The organism is Chitinophaga sp. GbtcB8 (assembly GCF_019091455.1).
Lineage (GTDB): Bacteria > Bacteroidota > Bacteroidia > Chitinophagales > Chitinophagaceae > Chitinophaga.
The window spans coordinates 156952-181867 of the sequence record NZ_JAGXJN010000006.1 but is presented as its reverse complement, the minus strand read 5'-3'; the positions used below and the strand labels follow the sequence as shown (position 1 = coordinate 181867).

Sequence of the window (24916 nt, the reverse complement as noted above, 5' to 3'; positions counted from 1 at the left end):
TAGATCCGCAGATGATATTGTTGTCTTTTACCGTACTATTGTTACCCAGCCTTTATACTTCCTGATGCCGTCCGGCTTCTTCACTTCCAGTATATAGTAGTATGTACTTTCATTCAGGTCCGATCCATTCCAGTCATTACGGTAATCTTTTGACTGGTACACCATACCACCCCAGCGGTTATAGATATACAGGCCTGAACCCGGATACTTTTCCAGACCGCCGATGATGAACCTTTCATTCTTGCCATCGCCGTTGGGTGTGATCGTATTCGGGAAGGACAGGTCTGTACCTTCTATTGCTATGCTGGAAGCGGCAACGTTATCGGAAGAATCTGCATCCGGCATGTCTGCGCTGTAGGCTGATGCTTCGTTGATCAGCTGTCCGCCTTCTATTACACGGGAGGTAAGCGTCATCTGTACGGTGCTGCCCGGCTGCAGATCGCCTATGCTCCATTCTACCAGCTTGGTATTGGGCGTTACTGTTACCACGCCTCTTTCCGCAGAGGTATGCGTAGGTACATCCAGCTGTACCGGCAAGCGGTCTTCTGCTTTTATGCCCGTTACGGCTATGTTACCCTTATTCGTTACCGTTATCCGGTAGGTCAGGTCTTGTCCCATCCGGTAGGGACCTACTGCGGGCACTACTACTTCTTTGGTGATCAGCAGGTCGCCTGCCAGCTTATCATTGTCCGTAATGGTTACGGTAGCCTCTGTTGGTGCGGTTACCGTATACGTGTAGTCAGCTGATTGTCCGCCGGTGAGCATAAATACCACCGTTTCTGCAGGTTCAACTTCGCTGTCATCTATCACTGTTACCGGAATGCTCACGTTGTTCGCACCTGCCGGGATAGTGGTGGTGCCGGTAATGGCCCTGTAATCTGCATCCAGTGTAGCGGTACCACTTATCATGTATTGCAGGGTAATGGGTGCTGCCGTGCGTTTACCACCAGCCAGGCTGATGGTGTATTCACCATTAGTGGCTGGTTCTGCTGCATCCGGCTTGCTGGCTCTTATTACCAGGTTCAGGTTTGCATGGTCATCATCTGCAATGGTTACCGTGGCTACATTCGTGCTGCCCGGCGTAAAGGTGAAGCCAGTGGCAGTGCCGCCTGTTATAGTGGCTGTTACTGTTTCTGATGGTTCTATCAGGTCATCATCCAGTACACTAACTGGTACGGTTACACTGTTCTGGCCAGCCGGTATCACAATGGTACCGGTAAGCGCTGTATAGTCATTACCAGCGGTGGCAGTACCACCTATGGTATAGGTAACCGTAATATCCTGAGCTGCAGTAAGCCCTGCCGGCAGGCCAATGGTAAAGGAGCCATTGGCAGCTGGTTCTGCTGCTGCACTGGTACCGGTTACATTCAGCACCAGGTTAGCGGGGATGTTCTCATCATCCGTAATATTTACCGTAGCATTACCATTCGTAGTGCTGGGTGTATAGGTGAAGCTGGCAGATGTGCCGCCGGTCAGTGTCAGGATCACTGTTTCGGTTCCCTCTATCACCTGATCGTCAGTTACAGTTACCGGCACACTTACGCTATTGGCGCCTGCGGGTATTACAACCGTGCCGGTAAGCGTGGTATAATCTGTGCCGGCTGTAGCCGTACCGCTTACCGTATAATTTACAGTGATGGCTTCAGCAGCCATTATACCGGTGGGCAGGCTAATATTAAAGCTGCCGCTGGTAGCCGGTTCTGCGCCGTCGGTTGTTTTTGTTACACTCAGCACCAGATTAGCCGGGTTACTTTCATCTGTAATATTCACCGTGGCATTGCCTGTGGCGGTGAAAGTAAAGCTGGTGGAGGTACCTCCGCTAAGCGTCATGATCACGGTTTCGGTTTGCTCTATCAGCAGGTCGCTCATTACGGTTACCGGTATGCTTACGCTGTTTGTGCCTGCAGGGATAGTTACGGTGCCGGTAAGGGCGGTATAGTCTGCACCTGCGGTAGCCGTACCTGCTATGGTATAGTTCACCGTAATGTCTTCTGATGAAGTGATACCTACCGGCAGGCTGATGGTAAAGCTGCCGTTAGTGGACGGTTCTGCGCCGTCGGCACCTTTGGTTACCGTAAGCACCAGGTTAGCTGGTGTGCTGGCTTCATTATCGGTGATATTCACGGTAGCATTGCCACCAGCTGTGAATGTAAAGCTGCTGCTGCTGCCACCGGTAAGCGTCATGATCACCGTTTCTGTTTGTTCTATCACCTGATCATCTGTTACGGTAACCGGTATGCTTATGCTGTTTGTACCTGCAGGGATGGTTACTGTGCCGCTAAGAGCTGTGTAGTCTGCACCTGCGGTGGCTGTACCTGCTATGGTATAGCTCAGGGTAATGGCTTCAGATGAAGTGATACCTGCCGGCAGGCTAATGTTAAAGCTGCCGTTAGTAGCCGGTTCTGCGCCGTCAGTTCCTTTGGTAACGCTCAGCACCAGGTTAGCCGGAGTGCTGGCTTCATCATCTGTAATATTCACGGTGGCATTACCATTCGTTGTGCCAGGAGTAAATGTAAAGCTGGTAGAAGTGCCGCCGGTGAGTGTTGCTATCACGGTTTCTGTTTGCTCTATCACCTGGTCGTTTATCACGGTAACCGGTACGCCTACACTATTCTGGCCGGCCGGTATTACTACTGTGCCATTCAGGGTAGTGTAATCTGTGCCTGCGGTAGCGGTACCTGCAATGGTATAATTCACCGTAATGTTCTCTGATGAAGTGATACCGGCAGGCAGGCTGATATTAAAGCTACCGTTCGTAGCCGGTTCGGCGCTGTCAGTGTCCTTCGTTATGCTCAGCACCAGGTTTGCAGGTGTGGCGCTTTCGTTGTCTGTAATATTCACAGTAGCGTTGCCATTTGCAGCGCTTACGGTATAGCTGTAGCTGGCAGATGTACCACCGGTGAGCGCCAGGGTTACGGTTTCGGTTGGCTCTATCACCTGGTCATCTGTTACAATAACCGGTATGCTCACGCTGTTGGCGCCTGCAGGGATAGTGGCCGTACCACTGATGGCAGTATAATCCGTGCCGCTGGCAGCCGTACCAGCTATGGTATAATTTACCGTAATGTCTTCAGATGGTATGATGCCGTTAGGCAGGCTAATGCTAAAGGCGCCATTAGTGCCTGGTTCTGCTGCATCGGTTGTTTTGGTTACACTCAACACCAGGTTAGCCGGGGTGCTCTCATCATCTGTTATATTAACGGTAGCATTACCATTGGTGCTGCTGGCCGTAAAGGTGAAGGTTGCAGCCGTACCGCCGTTAAGGGTGAGGATCACTGTTTCTGTTGGTTCTATGAGCTGATCGTCCAGTATGGTAACTGGAACGGTTATACTATTCTGGCCGGCCGGGATCACTACGGTTCCGCCCAGGGTGCTGTAGTCTGCACCGGCTGTAGCGCTGCCGCTGATGGTATAGTTTACGGTAAGGTTATTTGCTACCGTTATACCGGCAGGTAAGCTGATAGTAAATGTTCCATTGGTACCTGGCTCGCTTCCATCAGCTGTTTTTGTTACGCTGAGTACCATGTTAGCCGGTATGGCGTCGTCATCCGCAATATTCACGGTGGCGTTACCATTGGTACTACTTGCCGTAAATGCAAAGCTGGCAGATGTACCGTTGGTGACCGTAAGCACTACTGTTTCTGTGGCCTCTATGATCTGGTCATTGGTAACAGTTACCGGTACGGCAACGCTGTTCTGGCCCGCCGGTATTACTACTGTACCACTTAGGGTAGTATAATCCGTACCGTTTGCAGCAGTACCTGTTACCGCGTAATTCACGGTAATGTCCTCAGATGCTGTTACGCCTGCGGACAAACTAATGTTAAAGGCGCCGTTGGTACCTGGTTCTGCCGCATCGGTTGTTTTGGCAACACTCAGCACACGGTTGGCCGCTGTGTTATCATCATCTGCAATATTCACCGTAGCATTACTATTGGTGGTGCTGGCCGTGAATGTAAAGCTGGCAGAGGTACCACCGGTAAGGGTCAGGATCACGGTTTCAGCTGGTTCAATAACCTGGTCATCGATCACAGCTACGGGAACACTCACACTATTCTGGCCGGCAGGAATGGTAATGGTACCACTCAGGGTGGTGTAATCAGTGCCGCCAATAGCCGTACCACTGATGGTGTAGCTCACAGTAATGTCCTCAGCGCTAATAACACCTACCGGCAGGCTAACCGTAAAGGCGCCATTGGTACCCGGTTCTGTGGCATCCAGTGTTTTTACAACGCTCAGTACCAGGTTGGCAGGTGTGCTCTCATCATCTGTAATGTTCACCGTGGCATTACCGTTAGTGGCGCTGGCGGTAAGTGTAAAGCTGGTGCTGGCGCCGCCGGTAAGCGTCATGATCACGGTTTCGGTATTTTCAATGAGCTGGTCATTGATCACAGTAACCGGTACGGTTATACTATTCTGGCCGGCCGGTATTACTACGGAGCCATTCAGGGTGGCATAATCAGTACCATTCACCGCTGTGCCGCTGATGGTATAATTCACAGTAATATCTTCAGATGCCGTTACCCCACCAGGCAGGGCGATGCTGAAGCTGCCGTTTGTAGCCGGTTCTGCAGCATCACCTGCATTGTTTACGCTTAATACCAGGTTAGCCGCGGTATTATCATCGTCGGTAATATTTACCGTAGCATTGCCATTGGTAGTGCTTGCCGTAAGCGTAAAGCTGGCAGAAGATCCCCCCGAAACGGTTGCTATAACCGTTTCCGTATTCTCAATGATCTGATCGTTCGTTACTGTTACTGGTGCTGCCACACTATTCTGGCCGGCAGGTATTACCACCGTACCACTTAAGGTGGTGTAATCGGCGCCACCTGTGGCTGTACCACTTACCGTATAATTTACGGTAATGGCTTCTGCTGCCGTGATACCAGCGGGCAGGCTTACGTTAAAGGCGCCATTGGTAGCCGGTTCTGCCCCATCGGTTGTATTGGTAATGCTTAGTACCAGGTTAGCTGGGGTGTTGTCATCATCCGTAATATTTACTGTAGCATTACCACTGGTACTGCTGGCAGTGAACGCAAAGCTGGCAGATGCGCCACCGGTAAGCGTTAATATCACCGTTTCGGTGTTTTCTATGATCTGGTCGTTCAGCACCGGCACGGTAACGGTTACACTATGCTGGCCCGCCGGTAACACTACTGATCCGCTCAATGCGGTGTAATCAGCACCGCTGGTGGCTGTACCTGCGGCTGTATAAGTTATTGTTACGTTTTCAGCGGCTGTGATACCTGCAGGCAGGCTAATGGTGAAGGTACCATTGGTGCCCAGTTCTGCGGCATCGGTTGTTTTCACTACGCTCAGCACACGGTTAGCAGCGGTATTGTCATTGTCTGCAATATTCACAGTAGCATTACCACTGGTGCTGCTGGCAGTGAATGCAAAGCTGGTGCTGGCGCCGGCTGTGAGGGTGAGCATTACGGTTTCCGTGCCTTCTATCAGCTGATCATCCAGCACAGGCACGGGTATGGCCACGCTGTTCTGACCTGCTGTTATTACTGCTGTACCACTGAGGGCTGTATAGTCTGTACCACTGGTAGCAGTGCCACCTATGGTGTAAGTCACGGTAATATCTTCAGCGGCGGTAATACCGGCCGGAAGACTAACGCTGAAAGTGCCGTTGGTGCCTGGTTCTGCACCGTCGCCTGTTTTTACAACACTCAGCACGCGGTTAGCTGCCGTGTTATCATCATCTGTAATATTTACAGTTGCATTGCCACTGGTAGTGCTGGCTGTAAGCGTAAAGCTGGTGCTGGCGCCACCGGTGAGCGTTGTTATTACTGTTTCTGTATTTTCTATCAGCTTATCATCCGTTACGGTAACTGGCACGGACACACTATTCTGACCAGCGGGTATTGTTACGGAGCTGCTCAAAGGCGTATAGTCGGTACCGCCAGTGGCAGTACCTGTTACGGTATAATTCACCGTAATGCTTTCAGCTGCGGTAATGCCTGCAGGCAGGCTGATACTAAAGCTGCCATCGGTGGCCGGTTCTGCCGCATCGCCGGTGTTGGCAATGCTCAGCACCAGGTTGGCCGGGGTATTATCGTTATCTGCAAGATCCATTGCGGCATTGCCATTGGCAGCGCTGGCCGTTAATGTGAGGCTGGCAGAGGTACCGCCGCTAAGGCTTATTATTACGGTTTCTGTATTTTCAATGATCTGGTCATCTGTTACAGTAACCGGTACGGTTACACTGTTCTGACCTGCCGGTAATACAATGGAGCTGCCGATGGATGTATAATCTGTTCCACTGGTGGCTGTACCGGATACGGTATAGTTCACCGTAATATCTTCGGCAGCTGTAACGCCTCCCGGCAGGGTGATGGTAAATGTACCGTTAGTGCCCGGTTCTGCAGCATCGGCCGTTTTGGCCACATTCAACACCAGGTTAGCCGGCGTATTATCATCATCGGCAATATTTACGGTTGCATTGCCACTGGTAGTGCTGGCTGTAAATGTAAAGCTGGTGCTTGCGCCACCGGTAAGGGTCAGTACAACAGTTTCTGTGCTCTCAATGATCTGGTCATCGGTAACAGTTACGGGTACGGTTATACCGTTTTGTCCTGCCGGTATCACAACAGTTCCACCCAGGTTTGCATAGTCTGTTCCATTAACAGCGCTGCCGCCCATGGTATAATTCACTGTAATAGGTTCTGCTGCTGTTACACCTGCCGGTAAGCTAATGGTAAAGGCGCCATTAGTAGACGGTTCTGCGGCATCCGTGGTCCTTACCACGCTCAGTACCTGGTTAGCCGGGGTGTTATCGTCATCTGCAATATTTACCGTGGCGGTACCATTGGTGCTGCTGGCGGTGAACGTAAAGCTGGTGCTGGCGCCGCCGGTCAGCGTTGAGATCACTGTTTCGGTATTTTCTATGATGTCGTCGTCCAGTACAGGTACTGTTACATTTACGCCGTTCCGGCCCGCAGGTATCAGCACTGTACCAGCCAGGGTGGTATAATCCGTGCCGTTGATGGCTGTACCTGTAATTGTATAATTTACCGTAATGGGCTCTGCTGCGGTGACACCTGCAGGCAGGTTAATACGGAAGGCGCCGTTGGTACCCGGTTCTGATGCATCGGCTGTTTTAGCAATGCTGAGCACCTGGTTAGCGGCGGTGTTGTCATTATCTGCAATATTGCGCGTAGCGCTGGCATTCGTAGTACTGGCGGTGAAGGTAAAGCTGTTAGAGGCGCCGCCGGTAAGGGTAAGCGCTACGGTTTCCGTACCTTCTATGATCTGGTCATCTGCAGGCACTGCGTTTATGATCACGCTGCCCGCTCCCGCAGGGATTGTTGCTGTACCGCTCAGGGTAGTATAATCCGTGCCGTTTATGGCCGTACCGCTAATGGTATAATTTACCGTAATGGCTTCAGCAGTGGTAACACCTGTTGCCAGGTAGGCCCTGAAATCAGCATTGGCGCCGCCCTCTGCTCCATTGTTTACGGGATCTATAGCCAGCACCAGGTTAGCCGGGGTATTTTCATCATCTGTGATATTTACAATGGCATTGTCGTTGCCGGTAGCCGGTGTAAATGTAAAGCTGGCAGATGCACCTCCGGTGAGGGTGAGCGCTACGGTTTCGGTATTTTCTATCAGGTTGTCGTTTATTACGGTTACGGGTACACTTACACTATTAGCACCGGCAGGTAATACCACTGTTCCGCTGAGTGCAGCGTAATCAGTGCCGCTGGTGGCGGTACCTGCTACGGTATAGCTCACGGTAACCGGTTCAGCCGATGTATAACCTGCTGGCAGGCTGATACTGAAGGCGCCATTGGTGGCCGGTTCGGCAGCATCTGCCGTATTGGTTACCAGCAGTGCCTTATTAGCGGCGGTGTTATCGTTATCTGCAATGTTCAGCGTTGCAGTGTTACTGCCCGGAGCAGCGGTATAGGTAAAGCTGTTACCATCGGTACCACCGCTGAGATTGAGTATAGCCGTTTCCGTATTCTCTATGATCTTATCGTCTGTTACGTTTAATGGCAGCGTTATGCTGTTGGAGTTAGCCGGCAGTGTGATCGTGAAGATAGTATAGTCGGTATTGCGGGTAGCAGTGCCGCTCATGGTGTATGAAAGTGTAAGATTGGCGCTGGAAGTATAACCGGCAGGCAGGCTCACGGTGTAAGTACCCGGGGTGCCTGGTTCGGCGGCATCGGTGGTTTTCACTACAGCCAGCACCTGGTTGGCGGCAGTGGCGTCATTATCCGCAATGTTCACGGTAATATCATCGTTAGCCGGATCCGGCGGGAAAATGAAGGCATTACCGCCGCCATCTGTAGCGCTGCCGGACAAGAGCGTGAACGTCATTGTTTCAGCAGGCTCAATGATCTGGTCATCCAGCACATTGAGGTTGACTGTTACGCTGTTGGTGTTTGCGGGGATCACGACACTACCGATGCCCGCGTAGTCCAGGCCGGAAACAGCGGTACCGGACACACGATACCCTACTGTAACGGGCCATGCTGATGTAGCAACGCCTGCCAGCTTCACGGTGAAGGTACCGTTGGTGGCCGGTTCTGCTGCATTAGTGCCGGTGATCACCTGTAATGGGGTACTGCTTGCAGCATTGGCATCCACAATGTTCACCACCGCCCCATTGCCTGAAGGGTCTATTGTGAACGGATAACTGGAAGAAGCAGCACCTGTGAGATTGAGCACCACGGTTTCAGGGCCTTCTATGATGCCGTCGTTACCGGCATCTACATCAATGTACACTTCATTGGCCCCTGCAGGGATAACGATATTGCCGGAGGACAGACCCAACAAGGTATAATCGGTTGTGGTGAAAGCAGTGCCTGTAGTGTTGAAAGTAATTACCACGTCTTCGGAGCTGGTAACACCCGGCGGCAGGGAGATCCTGTACTGGCCGTTGGTGCCGCCTTCTATAGCGTCGGATACTTTTGTAAGCAGCACAATATTACTATTGGCTACCTGGTCATTATCCGCGATGTTCACGGTGGCGCTGCCGCCGCCGGAAGCTACGGTATAACTAAGCTGCGTATCAGTGCCACCGCTGATGTCGAGGATCACGGTTTCGGTGGGCTCTATTACGGTATTGTCTATAACAATCACAGGAATGCTCACGCTGTTTGCCCCTGCCGGTATAGTTACTGTACCGGTGATGGCACGGTAATCAGTGCCAGGTGTAGCTGTACCGGCGCCTACGCTGTAGGTTACCTGTATATCCCTGGCAGCAGTAATGCCGGTGGGCAGGCTTACGGCAAAGCTGCCGCTGGTGCCTGGTTCGGCTGCATCCGCTGTTTTAGTGATCGCAAGTACCTGGTTGGCAGCGGTATTATCATCATCTGCTATGTTTACGGTAGCACTGGCATTGGTGGCACTGGCCGTATAGGTGAAGCTGGCAGAAGCGCCGCTGCTTACGGTAAGGATCACGGTTTCTGTACCTTCTATAATCTGGTCATTGGCAACCGTTACAGGCACCACTACACTGTTCTGACCAGCCGGAATGGTGGCCGTGCCGCTTAATGCTGTGTAGTCGTTCACCGCTGTGGCAGTGCCGCTAATGGTATAAGTTACTGTTACATCTTCTGACGGTGTTACACCTGTGGGCAGGCTGATAGTGAAGCTGCCGTTAGTGCCCGGTTCTGCTGCGTTCCCGGTATTGGTAACACTCAGTACACGGTTAGCCGGCGTATTCTCATCATCTGTAATATTCACCATGGCACTGCTGCCGGTAGTGCTGGCTGTGAACGTAAAGTCTGTGGAAGCGCCGCCGGTAAGTGTGAGTACTACTGTTTCTGTATTTTCTACGAATGCATCATTGATCACGGCTACCGGTACATTTACACTGTTCTGGCCAGCCGGTAATACTACCGTGCCGCTCAGCGCAGTATAATCTGTGCCGCTGGTAGCAGTACCTGCTATGGTATAGCTGATGGTAACTGGTTGTGCTACGGTATAACCTGCAGGCAGGCTAATGGTAAAGGCGCCATTAGTACCTGGTTCTGCTGCATCACCGCCTTTGCTTACGCTAAGCACCTGGTTAGCGGCTATGTTATCATCATCCAGGATATTGGCTGTAGCGCTGCTATTGGTAGTGCTGGCCGTAAAGGCAAAGCTGGTGGAAGCACCGCCGGTAACAGTAGTTATTACCGTTTCTGTACCTTCTATGATCTGGTCGTCTATTACATCTACTGATATGAGTGCGCTATTCTGGCCGGCAGGTAAAACCACAGATCCGGTAAGCGTCGTATAGTCAGTGCCGTTAGTACCTGTACCAGTTACAGTGTAATTCACGGTAACGGGTTCGGAAGACCTGATCAGCGGCGGAAGACTGATCCTGAAGGCGCCATTGGTGGCCGGTTCTTCTACATCGGTCAGCTTCTGGATACTAAGCACACGATTGGCTGCCGTATTATCATCATCTGCAATGTTCATCGTTTCGTCGCCATCAGTTGGGCTGGCAGTGAAAGTAAAGCTGGGGGAAGTGCCACCGGTAATAGTAACCACTACTGTTTCCGTATTCTCGATGAATTTATCATCAATCACATTTAAAGGCAGTGTGGTACCATTTGCACCGGCAGGGATGGTAACAGCGCCGCTAAGGTTAGCGTAATCCGTTCCGGCGGCAGCCGTGCCGCTTACAGTGTAATTCACCGTTACAGGCTCGGACATTGTTACTCCTGCAGGCAGGTTAATATTGAAAATATTGTTTGTTGCCGGTTCGGCTGCATCCCCGGCTTTGGTGATGCTGAGCACACGATTGGCCGGTATGTCGTCATTATCAGCAATGTTTGCAGTAGCGCTGCCCTGAACAGGATCCGGGGTAAAGGTATAGCTGGGTGAAGAGGCGCCGGTGATGGTGATCACCACTGTTTCGGTGCCTTCAATGATCGGGTCATCTACCACGGTACCGATCAAAGCGGTACCTCCTCCCGGCGGTATAGTTATTGTTCCCGTGAATTTTGCCCCAACTGCGGTATTCGTATAGTCGGTATTAAATACCGCAGTACCGCCTATTGTATAATTTATGGTAACTGTTTCAGAAGAGCTGATCCCCGCCGGAAGCTGGAAATTGAACCTGAATGTGGAGCCGCCTTCTGCCCCGTCACGCGCGGTTGTAACTATTGCCCTGAGATTGGCCGGGGTATTATCATTATCCGCAATGTTCACTGTAGCGGTTTTACCTGTTGCAGAGGCTGTAAAGCTGAAGCTAGGTGCGGTTCCGCCGGTAATAGTCATTATAACTGTCTCTGCCGGCTCAATGATCTGGTCATCGGTAACAGTTACCGGTACGGTTACACTATTCTGGCCGGCAGGTATGGTTACTGTAGCACCCAGGGCGGTATAATCTGTTCCACTGGTGGCTGTACCGGCCATTGTATAATTCACCGTAATGTCCTCAGCGGCTGTTACGCCTGCTGGCAGGCTGATGCTGAAGGCGCCATTAGTACCCGGTTCTGCTGCATTTGCAGTGTTGCTTACGCTCAGCACACGGTTAGCCGCGGTATTATCGTCATCCGCGATATTTGCAGAGGCGCTTCCATTGGTAGTGCTGGCAGTATAAGTAAAGTTTGTGCTGGTACCTCCGGTCACTGTCAGCACTATTGTTTCTGTATTCTCTATTACCTGGTCGTTGGTAACGGTAACCGGTACGGCTACACTGTTCTGGCCGGCAGGTAAGGTTACCGTACCGTTCAGTGTAGTGTAGTCGGTACCGTTAGTAGATGTACCGCCAATAGTATAGGAAATTGTAACCGGTTCTGAAGCAGTGATACCAGTGGGCAAGCTAATGCTGAACCCTCCGTTGGTGGATGGTTCTGCTGCATCTGCTGTTTTGGTGATGCTGAGCACACGATTGGCCGGTGTGTTATCATCATCCGTAATATTTACGGTAGCATTATCATTGGTAGTGCTGGCTGTGAACGTAAAACTGGTGGAAACGCCACCTGTGGCTGTTAGGATCACTGTTTCGGTACTTTCCAGCAGCTGATCATCGGTAACAGCTACGGGCACCGTTACACTGTTCTGGCCTGCAGGTATTACTACCGTACCGGTCAGGTTAGCATAGTCAGTGCCGTTTGTAGCTGTACCGCCTGTCGTATAAGTTACGGTAATAGGTTCGGAAGAGGTGAAACCTGCAGGCAGGCTGATAGAAAATGCACCATTGGTCGCCGGTTCTGCTGCGTCGCCGGTGTTGCTCACGCTTAATACGCGGTTAGCGGCGGTGTTATCATCATCGGCAATATTTACCGTAGCGCTTGTACCGGTGCTGCTGATAGTGAATGTAAAGCTGGTGGAAGCGCCACCTGTGGCTGTTAAGATCACTGTTTCAGTGTTCTCTATGATCTGGTCGTCCAGTACTGTTACGGGTACGGATACACTGTTCTGTCCTGCCGGTATGGTAACGGTGCCGCTTAACGCTGTATAATCAGTGCCACTGGCAGCTGTACCGCTAGCGGTATAGGTAACTGTAATTGGTTCCGCTGCAGTAATACCGGTGGGCAGGCTGATGCTGAAGGCGCCATTGGTACCCGGTTCTGCTGCATCGGTGGTTTTTACCACGCTCAGCACACGATTGGCTGCCGTGTTATCGTTATCCGCTATGCTGGCCGAAGCGCTGCCGTTAGTGGTGCTGGCAGCATAGGTAAAGCTGGCAGAGGTACCACCGGTTACTGTTAATAATACCGTTTCTGTTGTTTCAATGATCTGGTCATCGGTAACAGTAACAGGAATGGATATACTATTCTGACCGGCAGGTATGGTAACCGTGCCGCTTAAGGCTGTGTAATCAGTGCCACCTGTGGCTGTACCTGCAATATTATAATTCACCGTGATGGCTTCCGAAGGTATAACACCTGCAGGCAGGCTTATACTGAATGCAGCGCCGGTGGCCGGTTCCGCACCGTCCGCCGTTTTGGTGATGCTCAGTATACGGTTAGCCGGGTTATTATCATCATCTGTTATGTTCACGGTGGCGTTACCGCTGGTAGTGCTGGATGTGAAGGTGAAGCTGGTTGAGCTGCCGCCTGTTACCGTTAATACAACGGTTTCTGTATTCTCGATCAGCTGATCGTCTACGGCGGTTACCGGCACCACTACCCCATTCTGTCCGGCAGGGATCACCACAGATCCGCTCAGGGTGCCATAATCCACGCCCGGTGTGGCAGTACCGGTAATGGAATAGTTCACCGTAATGTCTTCAGATGCGGTAACCCCTGCTGGCAGGCTAATGTTAAAGCCACCGCTGCTGCCTGCTTCTATGGCATCACTGCCTTTAGCTACGGCTATTACGGTTTTTGCCGGATCATTGCTATCATTATCATTAATTACTACGGCAGCATTATTCACGGTGCCGATCGTATAGGTTGTGCTGCTGGTATTACCCGTTGCAGTGTTCAGCGTAACGGTCAGCCCTTCTGCTGCCTCAATAATGTTATCGTCTGTTACAGTAACGGGCAGGGTTATACTATTACTACCGGCGGGGAATGTTGCGGTACCGGTTAATGCAGTATAGTCGGTGCCGTTAGTTGCGGTACCGGTGACGGTATAGTTCACGGTGAGGTCTTCAGTGGACATTACGCCTGTTGGCAGACTAATGCTGAAAGCACCGTCCTGAGTGCCTTCTGTGCCATCCTGTACCTTCAGGATACTCAGGATCTGGTTGGCGGTGGTTACGCCACCGAAGGTAGAGAAGCTCTCAATGCCGCTGAATTCCACATAGTCAACACCATCCTGCTGGCCGCTGGCTGTGGGCACCAATTCGGTAATGTTTGCCAGGCCTTGCGGAGCCAGGTCTGCCAGGGTAGCGGTAATATCACCGTTGTGTTTGAACCATGCCCATTTTTGAACGCCTGTTACACCGCGGGTGCCGGAAAGTGCGGTTTCCGCATTGGTCCTTTCCACGGGATTCCAGAACAGGCGCAGGGTAACGCCGGCGTTCTGTGTAAGGTCAGCGCCGGTGTAAGTGATCTGCAGCAGCCTGCGCATGAGCTGTGTACCATAATCCGTACCGCTGTTCTTACCGAGTGCAGCGCTCATATCCCTGTTCACATCTATTACGGCAGAAAGCTTGGTAACGTCCATGGTATTACCGTTCAGCGTAATGCTGGCGATGTATTTATTCGGATCAGATGGGTCAATAAAATACAAGGTTCCGTTTTCAATACAGGTAGCGGTCACTGTTCTTACAGTAGCATCCTGCACCAGGTTAGCGCTGCGTTCAGGATGGCTGGTGATCAGTGTGAACACTGCGCCGTTGGTAAGCGCGCTTACGTTATCAAAGCCCACAACGCCGGTATTAAAGTCTGATGCAGGTATTTCTGTAACGGCGCCGGTAGCAAAATTCCCATCCCCATCCTGGTCTATCATCATAGTGAAATCACTGGCATCGGCGCCTGCTACGGTGATGCCGCTAAGGTCAAACTGCAGGCGCAGCGGATGCGTACTGATATCGTAATTGGCGAGCGATGCTTTCCATTCCTGGGTAAGGCGTTCGCTGATACAGCTGCCAACAGGCAGGTCTGTACCGGTTACGGTTAAAGCTGCGCTGTTGCTGGCCACCATAAAGAAACTTCTGTCAGTGGCAAACGTGTTGGTATTATCCGCATTGGTGGCTGCAATGGTGCGCAGGCCAAGGCTCAATATGCTGCCGGGGTTTACGCTGCGTGACTGCTTCTGTTGTAAAGCTGAAGCATCGTCGCGGCCAATGCCGGCTATATTGATCTTATAGGCTCCGTTAGCAGCAGCATTCCACATAATGGAAGCATCTGATGCTACGTAATCGGTGGCGGTGGTCTGATCAAGCGTCAGGCCGTATTTGATACCGAGATAAGATTCTACACGGTTGCTTTCTGTTGCTGAAAGTGCGGACCTGTAAACGATCACTTCCGGTATCTTACCATTAAAGATACGGGCATCATATACAGCGGCTCCTGATGTGCGGCCGCCTACTTCGAATAGGGTCGTTGCATAACCGAGACAGTTTGTACCGGCAGCTACTTCGATTCTGCCATTTACCGCCAACTGGCTATTAAGACCGTTACCGGGCGTGTTATAGATCCCGCGGACCGCTCTTGGCGTTCCCGTGCTGGGTGAAGTGCTTACTGCCGGCGAACAGCCAGATCCATCAAGTTGATAACCAGCCGGGCCAGCATTCAGGCCCATCCCCGCTGAAGGCGTCGGGCTGTCAGATATCCAGTCGTTTAACCCGTCAAATACACCTCCAAAGGATCCGGCACTGGCATTACCCATTGGGCCTTCCACTACGCTTACACTAAAGAGGGTTGTTGCAGTAGCATTCCAGTCAGCAACAGCATTACCTTTCAGGGATCTGCTCGCAGCGCCGGTGAAATCAAGTGAAGGGTTGAAGTTGATGGCGCCCGGCACCTGCACAATTGCTGCAGTAGGTGTAATGGGATCTGTATGGCTAATCGTGGAGGCGCGCAGCTCTGTAACTGTATTGTTGCTGCCGCTCTGGTCTATCCACTGTTCCACCTGGTTGCTGCCATCCACCTCTACGCCGGCATCTGCTTTCACCCACAATACATCGCCCAGCACACCACCCGGTGCTGTTACCAGCGCGGCAAAGGTGAAGTACTGGCCATTGTTCAGGTCAACGGTAGCCGTGTAGTAGTCCACACCATCTATAGTGGTCAATGAAAGTGCGCTGTACTGGTCATTTCCATCAATAGCTGCATCATTGCTCAGCACCAGCTGGGGCGATGAAACGCTGGAGGATACAGCAGTGGCAGGAATAGCTATTTGCACGTTACCTACCGTACCGGTTTCCTGTACTTTCCAGATACGGGTCATACGGGCGGTAATACCCTGTATCCCTGTCATGGCAGTGGCGAAGCCGGTGGAAGCACCATCATCACCCCATACCAGGTATGTTTTATCAGCAGTAAAGTTATTAGCGTTTGAAAGGTTATCCTTTGCAATAGCGCCCAGGCCCACTATGGGCTGGAAGCCTGTGTTGGTGCTTCTGGATTGCTTCTGTGCAAGACCTTCTACATCATCGCGGCCTATACCCGTGATGTTGTTCTTATAGGCAGTGTTGGCGGTGGCGTCCCATACCTTAGTAGTGCCGTCGGTAGCCAGGTAGTCGGTGGCAGAGGTCTGATCTATTGTATAGCCGTACTTAACAGCCAGGTAAGTGGACACACGCTGCAGCTCATTGGGGGTTAACGCAGCAGGATATACGATAACATCACCTATTACGCCGTTCCATGCCTGGGCACGATCCCAGGGCCAGGCGCCTATTCCGGCCGCTACGTTGCCAGTATTCCATGCCTTGGCCACCGGCCCGCCTAAAACCTTCATCTTGCTGTACAGGGTGGCATTGCCGCCATTACCTGCCCATACGCCCGCCATTTCATTAAACACGCCTGGCTGCCAGTTGCCGGCAGCACTTGTTACATCATTGGCCCATCCCACAAAATCGGCTGTTCCGTTCCCACTTACGACCGCCATACCACTACCCACGTTGGTAGCTCCGGCTCCATATGCGATAATAAACTTATTACCGCCGGCGGTGCTGGTTAAGCTACCGGTGGTGAAGAATGTTCTGGCAGTGGTACCTACCGGCAGCTTGGTGATATTCAGATCCATGTAATCAGCACCATCCAGCTTCACTACCGGGTTAAAATTGGTATTGTTTGCAGTGTTATTCAGGTACAGGGGCTGGCTAGCTGCTGTAACCTGCGTTGCATTATTCAGCTCTGATGCATAATCTGTCCAGCCGCTGATAGCAGTATTATCAGTAGTGCTGGAAGTACCTGCATCTGCACGTAACCAGAGTGAAGTACCCACTACGCCGCCGGGCGCCTTGATAGAAGACGCAAAGCTGAAGTACTGTCCGTTCACCACATCAACAGTGGCGGCATAGTGTTTCACTCCATTCAGGGTTATTTCGGTTAATGGGAGGAACTGGTCTGTTCCATCAAAGGTTGCATCGTTACTTATAATGAGGAAGGTTCCATTTGCGTTGGGCAGCGCATCATAAGGCACTGCGATCTGCACATTACCTACGGTAGCTGTTTCCTGCGCTTTCCAGATACGGGTCATGCGAAAGTTCACGGCAGGATTGCCCGTAATGGCTGTTTTAAACAATGTGCTGGCGCCATCATCGCTCCACAGCATGTATGTTCTGTCTGCGGCGAAGGTATTGGTGTTGCCGGCATTTGTTTCGGCAAGGCTGCCCAGGCCAATGGCCAGCTGCATACCGGGGTTAATGCTGCGGCTCTGCTTTTGCTGCAGGTCTTCCGCATCGTCACGGCCTATGCCGGCAATGTTGTTCTTATAAGCGCTGTTGGCAGCGGCATCCCATACTTTGGTAGTGCCATTGGTGGCCAGGTAATCTGTAGCGCCGTTGTTCAGGGTAATGCCGTACTTGATGGCGAGATATGTATTTACGCGCTGCTGCTCAATGGGTGTCAGCGCATTTGCATAAACGATCAGGTCACCCATGCGGCCGTTATAGGAGTTACCAGCATTATAACCCAGCTGGAAGGGGCTGTTGTTACCGGTAAAGGTGCTGGTATTATTACCTGTAGCCACGCTTAAGCCATTCTTGTAGATGGCCTGCTTATTGGCTGCAAGGCTAATGTCGCTGGTGGTTGTCCAGAGGATCGTTTGATTATTGATGCCACCCGTATTATAGGTTAGGCGGTTACTGGTATAAGGAGCATCCCAGTACACAATATTATCAGACCAGGTAGCATGCAGCGTAAACTGGGTACCTGTACCAGAGGGTTCCGTGTAAATAACAGTTGCAACGGCCGCTGCCTGGTTGCCCACAAAGAAAGCGGCAGCGCCGTTGTAGGTGCCGGTCTTCAGCATAGAGTTACCGGCCATCGCATTAGGAGCACCATTAAACCTTACCACAGGGTTAAAGTTCAGGTTGCTGGTGGCATTATTGAGATACAATGGTTGATTGGCCGGCGTAGCCTGCAACACGTTGTTCATGTTGGGGCTGTAGTCGTTCCAGCTGCTTACAGGTGTATTGTCTGCTGTGGCGGATGTTCCTATATCCGCGCGCAGCCATACCAGCGTACCGCTGCTTACGCCGCCCGGATATTTAACCGGAGCGCCAAAAGTAAAGTAGATGTTGTGGGGCAGCAGGCTACTGTTCAGGGTAATAGTCTTGTCTGCATTCAGAGGCAGCTCTTGGGTGATCGTAGCAAAAGTTGGATCAGTGCTGATCAGCATATATACATTCGTACCGGTTGCATTTGCTTTCAGGGTAATGGACTGATCCGCCCAGTTGGTTTTATTCACCTTCCAAACGCGTGGCAGGCGGCGGGTAACATTCGTACCACTTACATTATTTGCATAGGATGTACCGGAGAGTCCATTGTCTGCGAAAACAAGGAATGACTTATCGTTGGTGATCGTATTGGTATTCTGTTCGTTGGTAATTGCAATGCCGCTGCCTAAGGCGATGGTCACAAAGCCGGTATCTACGCTTAGTGATTGTTTGGTATTCAGACTGGTAGCATCATCCCTGCCTATACCGGTAATGCGATATTTATAGGTAGCATCTGCCGTCCAGTAGGAAGAACCATCTGTAGCCAGGTAGTTGGTGGCACCGTTGTTCAGCGTCATACCGTATTTAAGGCCCAGGTAAGATTCTACGGATTGGCGTTCTACATCCGACAGTACGCGATTATAAGCGATCACCTCTCCCATGCTGCCTAACCAGTATAATCCCCTGGCTGCAATGGTACGGGAGCCTATTGAAACAAGATTGGCGGTACTGGGCGTTAAATTAATGGTACCCTGGTTATCAGCAGCATAATTTTCAAACAGGCGTATGCCATTGGCAGCATCCGTCTGGGTAGCGCTGAAGATATAGGGTCTGCCAGGAAGAATGGTTTTAAGGCCGCCTATGCCAGCAACTGACGCAGCGTTTTCCAGGTATGAGAGCTTGCCTGCACCAACCCGGAATTCCATTCCATGAGCTGAGCCTACAGCGCCACTGCCAAAAAGCTCCCTTACAGCATCATATCCCGAACCGCTGGCAACAGCATATACAGTAGAGGTAGAAGGATCTATGCGGGCAGTGTTAATATCCAGGAAATCGTCCGTGCCGTCGAACACCAGGCTGTAGTTGAAGTTCAGGCCGCGTGCATCCGTAACAGGCTGGCCGCTTACCAGATTCTGTGACGCATTATTGCCAAAGTTACTGTAGTCGTTCCACGCACTGCCATTGGACTTACCATCATCGGCACGCAACCAGAATGTAATGCCGTCCTTTACACCATTGGGGCCTTTTATGGCCCTGGCAAAGGTAAAGTAGGAACCATTGCTTAGTAAGCTGCTATTAATGGTTACCGTACTGTCTGCAGTTAATACATAAGCCGCATCCCCTGCGCCAAAGCTTGCATCCGTGCTTACCAGCAGGTAGGTTTCTGCATTGCCGCCGGATAATTTGAACGTAATATTCTGATCAACCCAGTTTGTTTTCTGGGCTTTGAAAATGCGGGCCATACGGTTGTTAACGCTGGCAATACCCGCAACCGGGGTAAGATAGGTGGTAGCCCCGCCGTCATCTCCAAAAGTAAAGAAGGAAAGATCGTTGGTGACAGCCGTTGTATTAGCCTTGTTGGAAGCGGCTACTGTTGCACCCACAGCGATGGTAACAATACCGGTATCTGCGCTCTGCGATTGTTTCTGGTACAGCATGCCTCTGTCATCCCGGCCAATGCCGGTGATATGTTTTGCATAAGCGCTGTTGGCGGCGGCATCCCACATCTTAGTGCTGCCGTTACTGGCCAGGTAATCCACCGGAGTGCCGATCCCCAGGGTAAGCCCGTATTTCAATGCCAGGTAGGATTGCACCTGCTGGCGTTCTATATTGCTCAACTTGCGGGAATACAATATCACTTCCGATACATCTCCATAGAAAACAGTATTATGGCCGGCGCCTATATAGTCAGTTAGTGGTACTGAGTTCAGGCTTACCGTGTTAACATTCGACGTTAACAGCACCTTGCCGTCAAAACCGGCAGCCCAGTCGTTGGGCGCGCTCCAGGAATTGAGCAGGTGCGGGTTACGTCCGTCTACCGTTGCAGGAATAACAAAATTCCTGCGGGCATTGGACGAACCGAAATAGGTGTAATGGTTGTTAGCCCATGCATACTCAGCGCCGGCGCTGTAGCTACCTCCGAACTCCCACGGGAATCCCTGGCCGGTAGCGCTGTTAGGCTGCGTTTGCAGCTGAACGGAAAATATTTCAGCGGCAGTAAATGTTTGTGCAAACTGTGGCAGGGTAAAATAGCTTGCGCCTCTGAAACCAACGCCGGTATTGAAATTAAAATCCTTGAAATTCATCGGCACTGCGTTGCCATTTGCTTTTGCCCATAAACGGCCTGAGGGAGCCTGGTCTTTCCATTGTGTTATGTTGGCTGCTGTACCCACCAAACCGGAATCCCCACGGGTCCATACTTCCAGGCCGGCTGCTACGCCTGCCGGGCCGCGGTAGGAATTACCGAAGGTGAAATAAACACCGTCGGGCAGCAGATCGCTGTCAATGTTCACCAGTCCTCCTGCTTCCAGCGGGTAAACCTGGTCCCCTGCTCCAAAAGTTTCATCGCTGCTCACCAGCAGGTAGTTTGTACTGTCTCCTCCTGTGAGTGCAAACCGGATGTTGCTCTTTGCCCAGTTAGTACGGTCTATTTTATAGATGCGCGCCTGACGCAGGGTAACATTGCCTAATCCGCTGACAGGCTGGGTATAGGTAGCTGCCCCTCCGTTATCGCTGAAAGTGAAGAAAGAGCGGTCATTATCAATAGTGCTGAGGTTCTCTCCGTTGGAGTTAGTAAAATCACTTCCAACTGCAATGGCTAAAGTGGCCCCGTCAACCTGCGAGCGGCTTTGTTTCTGGAACAAGGCGCCGTTATCATCCCGGCCAATACCGGTAATGCGCGCGCCGTAGCCGGTGTTCTTGGAAGCGGTCCACATCCTGGTGCTGCCGTTACTGGCTATGTAGTCGGTCAGATCACCTGAAGCATTCTTCAGGGTCAGGCCGTATTTCAGGGCCAGGTAGCTGTTCACCTGTATGCGCTCGGGGCCGGTTATCTGCCGGTTGTAAAGTATTACTTCGGAAATGCGGCCGTTGAAAATAGAGTTATGCCCGGCGCCAATGGCACTGTTTACGGCTGCTCCCCTGCTGAAAGTAACCGGGAAAGCAGTGCTGCTGCCTATTGTTTTGCCATCGAAGTTCAGACTCCAGTTACCGGGCGCGCTCCAGTTATTTAATAGGTGGGCTTTCTGCATGTTGATGCCGCCTAACGGATAGCCCGGCCGTGAGTTGGTGCCAAAATGCGTATAGTGGCTACCGTTACTATAATGGTAAAACTGGTCTGTAAGGTTGGCTGGATCGCCACCGAACTCCCAGGGGAAGCTGGCAGTGGTGGAAGCAGCGGCCAGGTTAGAGAACTGCACGGAGAAGATCTCTCCTGCTGTAAATGCGCTTGTAATACTGGGTATCGTAAAATAGTTGTTGCCGGCAAAATTGACGGCCGGGTTATAGTTAACGGCACTCGCCTGCCAGGGAAGAGCAACAGCAGGAAAAGCTTTGGGCCATTCTCTTTGTACGGCCTGATCGGTCCATTTGCCAACATTCCCGTTAACAGCCGTTACACCTGCATCGGCTTTCACCCATGACTGTAAACCGCCAGCCACCCCGCCGGGGAACCGCTGCTGCTTGCCGAAAGTAAAGAAGGCGCCATCTGCCAGGTCGGCACTGGAGAGGGTGATGGTACCATTGCTGCTTAATTGCAGCTCACGGGTAAGCGTTCCAAAAGCAGCATCGGTGCTGATAAGCAGGTAATTGTTCTCCACACCGCCTTCCAGCTGCAGCGTTACCTGCTGGCTATTATTCCAGGTGGCCGTTTTCTGCACTTTCCAAATGCGGCCCATACGCTGGGTTACATTAGTGCCGGTTACTGCCGTGAAATAATTAGTAGTGCCGTTGTTATCACTGAAAACCAAAAAGGTTTTATCCTGCGTGAAGGTATTGGTATTGGCAGCGTTGGAAACGGCAATGGTATCCCCTAATGCAATGGTTACAATACCGGTATCCTGGCTCAGCGACTGCTTCTGGTTTAACATGCTGCAATCATCCCGGCCAATGCCGGTAATGCGTGTACCGAAACCGGTGTTGGATGCGGCTGTCCACATCTGCACAGTTCCATCGCTGGTAATATAATTGGTAGCGCCGTTATTGAGAGTGATCCCATATTTCAGGCCCATGTAAGATTCAATGCGCTGTATTTCCGCTGCTGTAAGATCCCGGCTATAAATAAATACTTCGGGCACATATACCTTTGAATATTCCCCGTAAGTGGCCCCGCCAACATCCAGCGTCCACACACCTGCATCAGAAGCTGCTCCTGTTTTTACCGATACACCGTTCCCCTTAAACTCGTAACTGCCGGTGGCGCCCCTTTCCAGGGTATACAGCTTACTGTTTGTGGTGATGGCATTTCCGGTATTCAGCCATGCCTCTATATATAAGCGGTTCTCAAAATTGGCGTGCCAGCCGAATAGCTTATTACCGGTTGAGCTGTTAAACACACGGCCGTTCTGTGTGCCTTCCAGCTGCGTCATGCCTCCCATGGTATAAGCGCCTGTTACGCCAGCTGCAGCCGGTACCAGGTGAGCATCATTGCCGTCATAATAAATGGCGGGGTTAAAGTTCACCAAACCGGTTGTATTATCAGGGTCGCCAACAACCGTCATGTGATTGGCATTACCGGAAATATCGCCCCAGTTCACACCGTTCACCGCCTGGTCTGCACGGTACCAGGCACGGATGCCATTATTTACACAGGCAGGGCCCTGTAAGGTCATGGGTATGCTGTTGCCGAACTCTGAGGTACCGCAGTTATTAGCGGGTATGCGCAGGGTGGCAGTCCAGAAGCCAAGTCCTGTAGCGCCGGGGCCTGCATTATAAGTGATCGTTTGCGTAGAGGTGCCTGCGCTCAATCCTGTTAAAGACGTAACAAAATATTGCCCGCTCGTTTTTTTCGTAGCGGGATCATTCGCATAAATATCCACCGTGTATTGCGCACCTGCCGTTATATTCGGAATGGTGAGCTGTAGCTGATACTGCCCTCCGCCCAGCGTAGTGGAAGACACCAGCACCGGCGTTCTGCCGGCAGCCGCGGTATAGGTACAGTTGCCTGCAGGATTTGCTATTCCCAGGCCGGTATTATTATAAATGGAGTTGTTGGTGATGACTACCTTGTTGGGCGCATCATTATTAATACCTGCGCCGCCGTTATTACGGATCACACAACCGGTAACCTGCGCATCTGTTACGCCTGCACCGCCGTAAAACCAGATTCCATGGTTGACGTTATTCATTACCGTATCGCCGCTAAGGTCTACATCCGTAACAGCGTTGGCGCCGTTCACCACTATACCGGAACGGGTGTTGCCGGTAAACGAGGAATTAATAATGTCTACATTATTCCTTGCCGCATTTGCGGCAAGCTCAATACCATCTACGTTATTGGTGAACTTTGAATTATTGATCTGAAAATTGGTAGCAGCAGCAGCTACCGTGATGCCATCTGCATCCAGCTCATTCATGGCCACATTATTGATGGTTACACCCGTTGCAGCACCAATAAAATAGATCCCATAGTCCGCTTCGTCCGTAGTACCCGGTTTATCTGCATTCAGCACTGAGTTGCTGATATTGACCGTATTGGCGGTTGTTTCAAAGCGGATCAGGGTAGAACCGCCATAAATGCCGGGGATCCGGTTCTCGAGCGTGGTATGATCGATCGTTATATTACTGGCAGCACCGTTGAACCATATATAATGGATATCATCTTCATTTATATTTACCGTATCTATGGTTACGTTATTAGTGGTATTATCAAACCGGATAGCATAATCCCCGTCATCATCCGCACCGATCACATCGAGATCAATAGACGTTCTTTTGATCTGTATATTGGTATTAACGAAATCAGAATAAAATCCCAGGGCTACACCGCTCCAAAGGGAATCAATGGTTACGCTTCTGAGCAACACATTGTTGGCCGTTTCCACCGCCCCGCCTGTATTATCCAGTATAACCGCATTCTGGAAACCGCTGATATTGGAATTGGTAAGCGTGAAACCGTTCACAGATGCGTCACGGAACACTATGCCTTCGGAACCACGGGTATTGCCGGCTGTAGTAAGCTGGATATTATCCATTACCAGGTTGGTTTGCATGCCACCCGTGAAGTAGAACGCCCTTCCGTTATAGGCGCCGCTCGCGGGTTCCACATCTGAAGATGTCAGGTTCCGGATAGTCAGATCGGTAGAGGCGCCTGTTACTCTTAATACAGCATTCAGGAAGTTGCCTACCGTACTATAAGTACGTATATTCTCAATAGTGACCCCTTTTGTGTTTGCCAGGATATCAAAATCAATATCCCCGTTATTGGTCAATGTAAAATTGCGGACAGCTACACTGTCTGCATTGATCACAAAGGGATTCACTATGCTATTCGTTCCGGTGGAGTTAATAGTGATCTTGTTCTGCCCGTCGATCGTAAGCTTTTTTACCGTAATAGCAGGCAACGAAGTTAAAAGAGTGATCTGCCCATACACGTTAAACACCACTGCATGCGGCCCCGCCCCTGCGGCATTTGCATCCAGAATGGCCTGTCTTAATGAACCTGGCCCGGCATCATTGGTATTGGTGACCGGGAAGCTGGCAGCCAGTGTGGTGGCTGTTATGATCATGCTGCATAACAACAGTAAGATATGCTTACCTCCTCTGCTGAAAAACCGGGTATTCAGGATGGATACAGTTGAACGGGTCATAATGCAATAGCTTTGGGTAAAAGGGGGCTTGTGCGGCTGTCATGAACAGCGCAACCGGAAAACTCTATAGGGGAATTCAAAATAGGGTGATATAAACTTG

General features: G+C 51.3%; 1 protein-coding gene. It reads right to left on the bottom strand.

Annotated elements, in window-relative coordinates; all coding sequences use genetic code 11:
* Positions 1-27 precede the first annotated feature (27 nt).
* Positions 28-24816, bottom strand: a complete 24789-nt coding sequence (locus tag KVT36_RS09020; RefSeq protein ID WP_217603163.1) for a Calx-beta domain-containing protein — start codon at positions 24814-24816, stop codon at positions 28-30.
* Positions 24817-24916 lie beyond the last annotated feature (100 nt).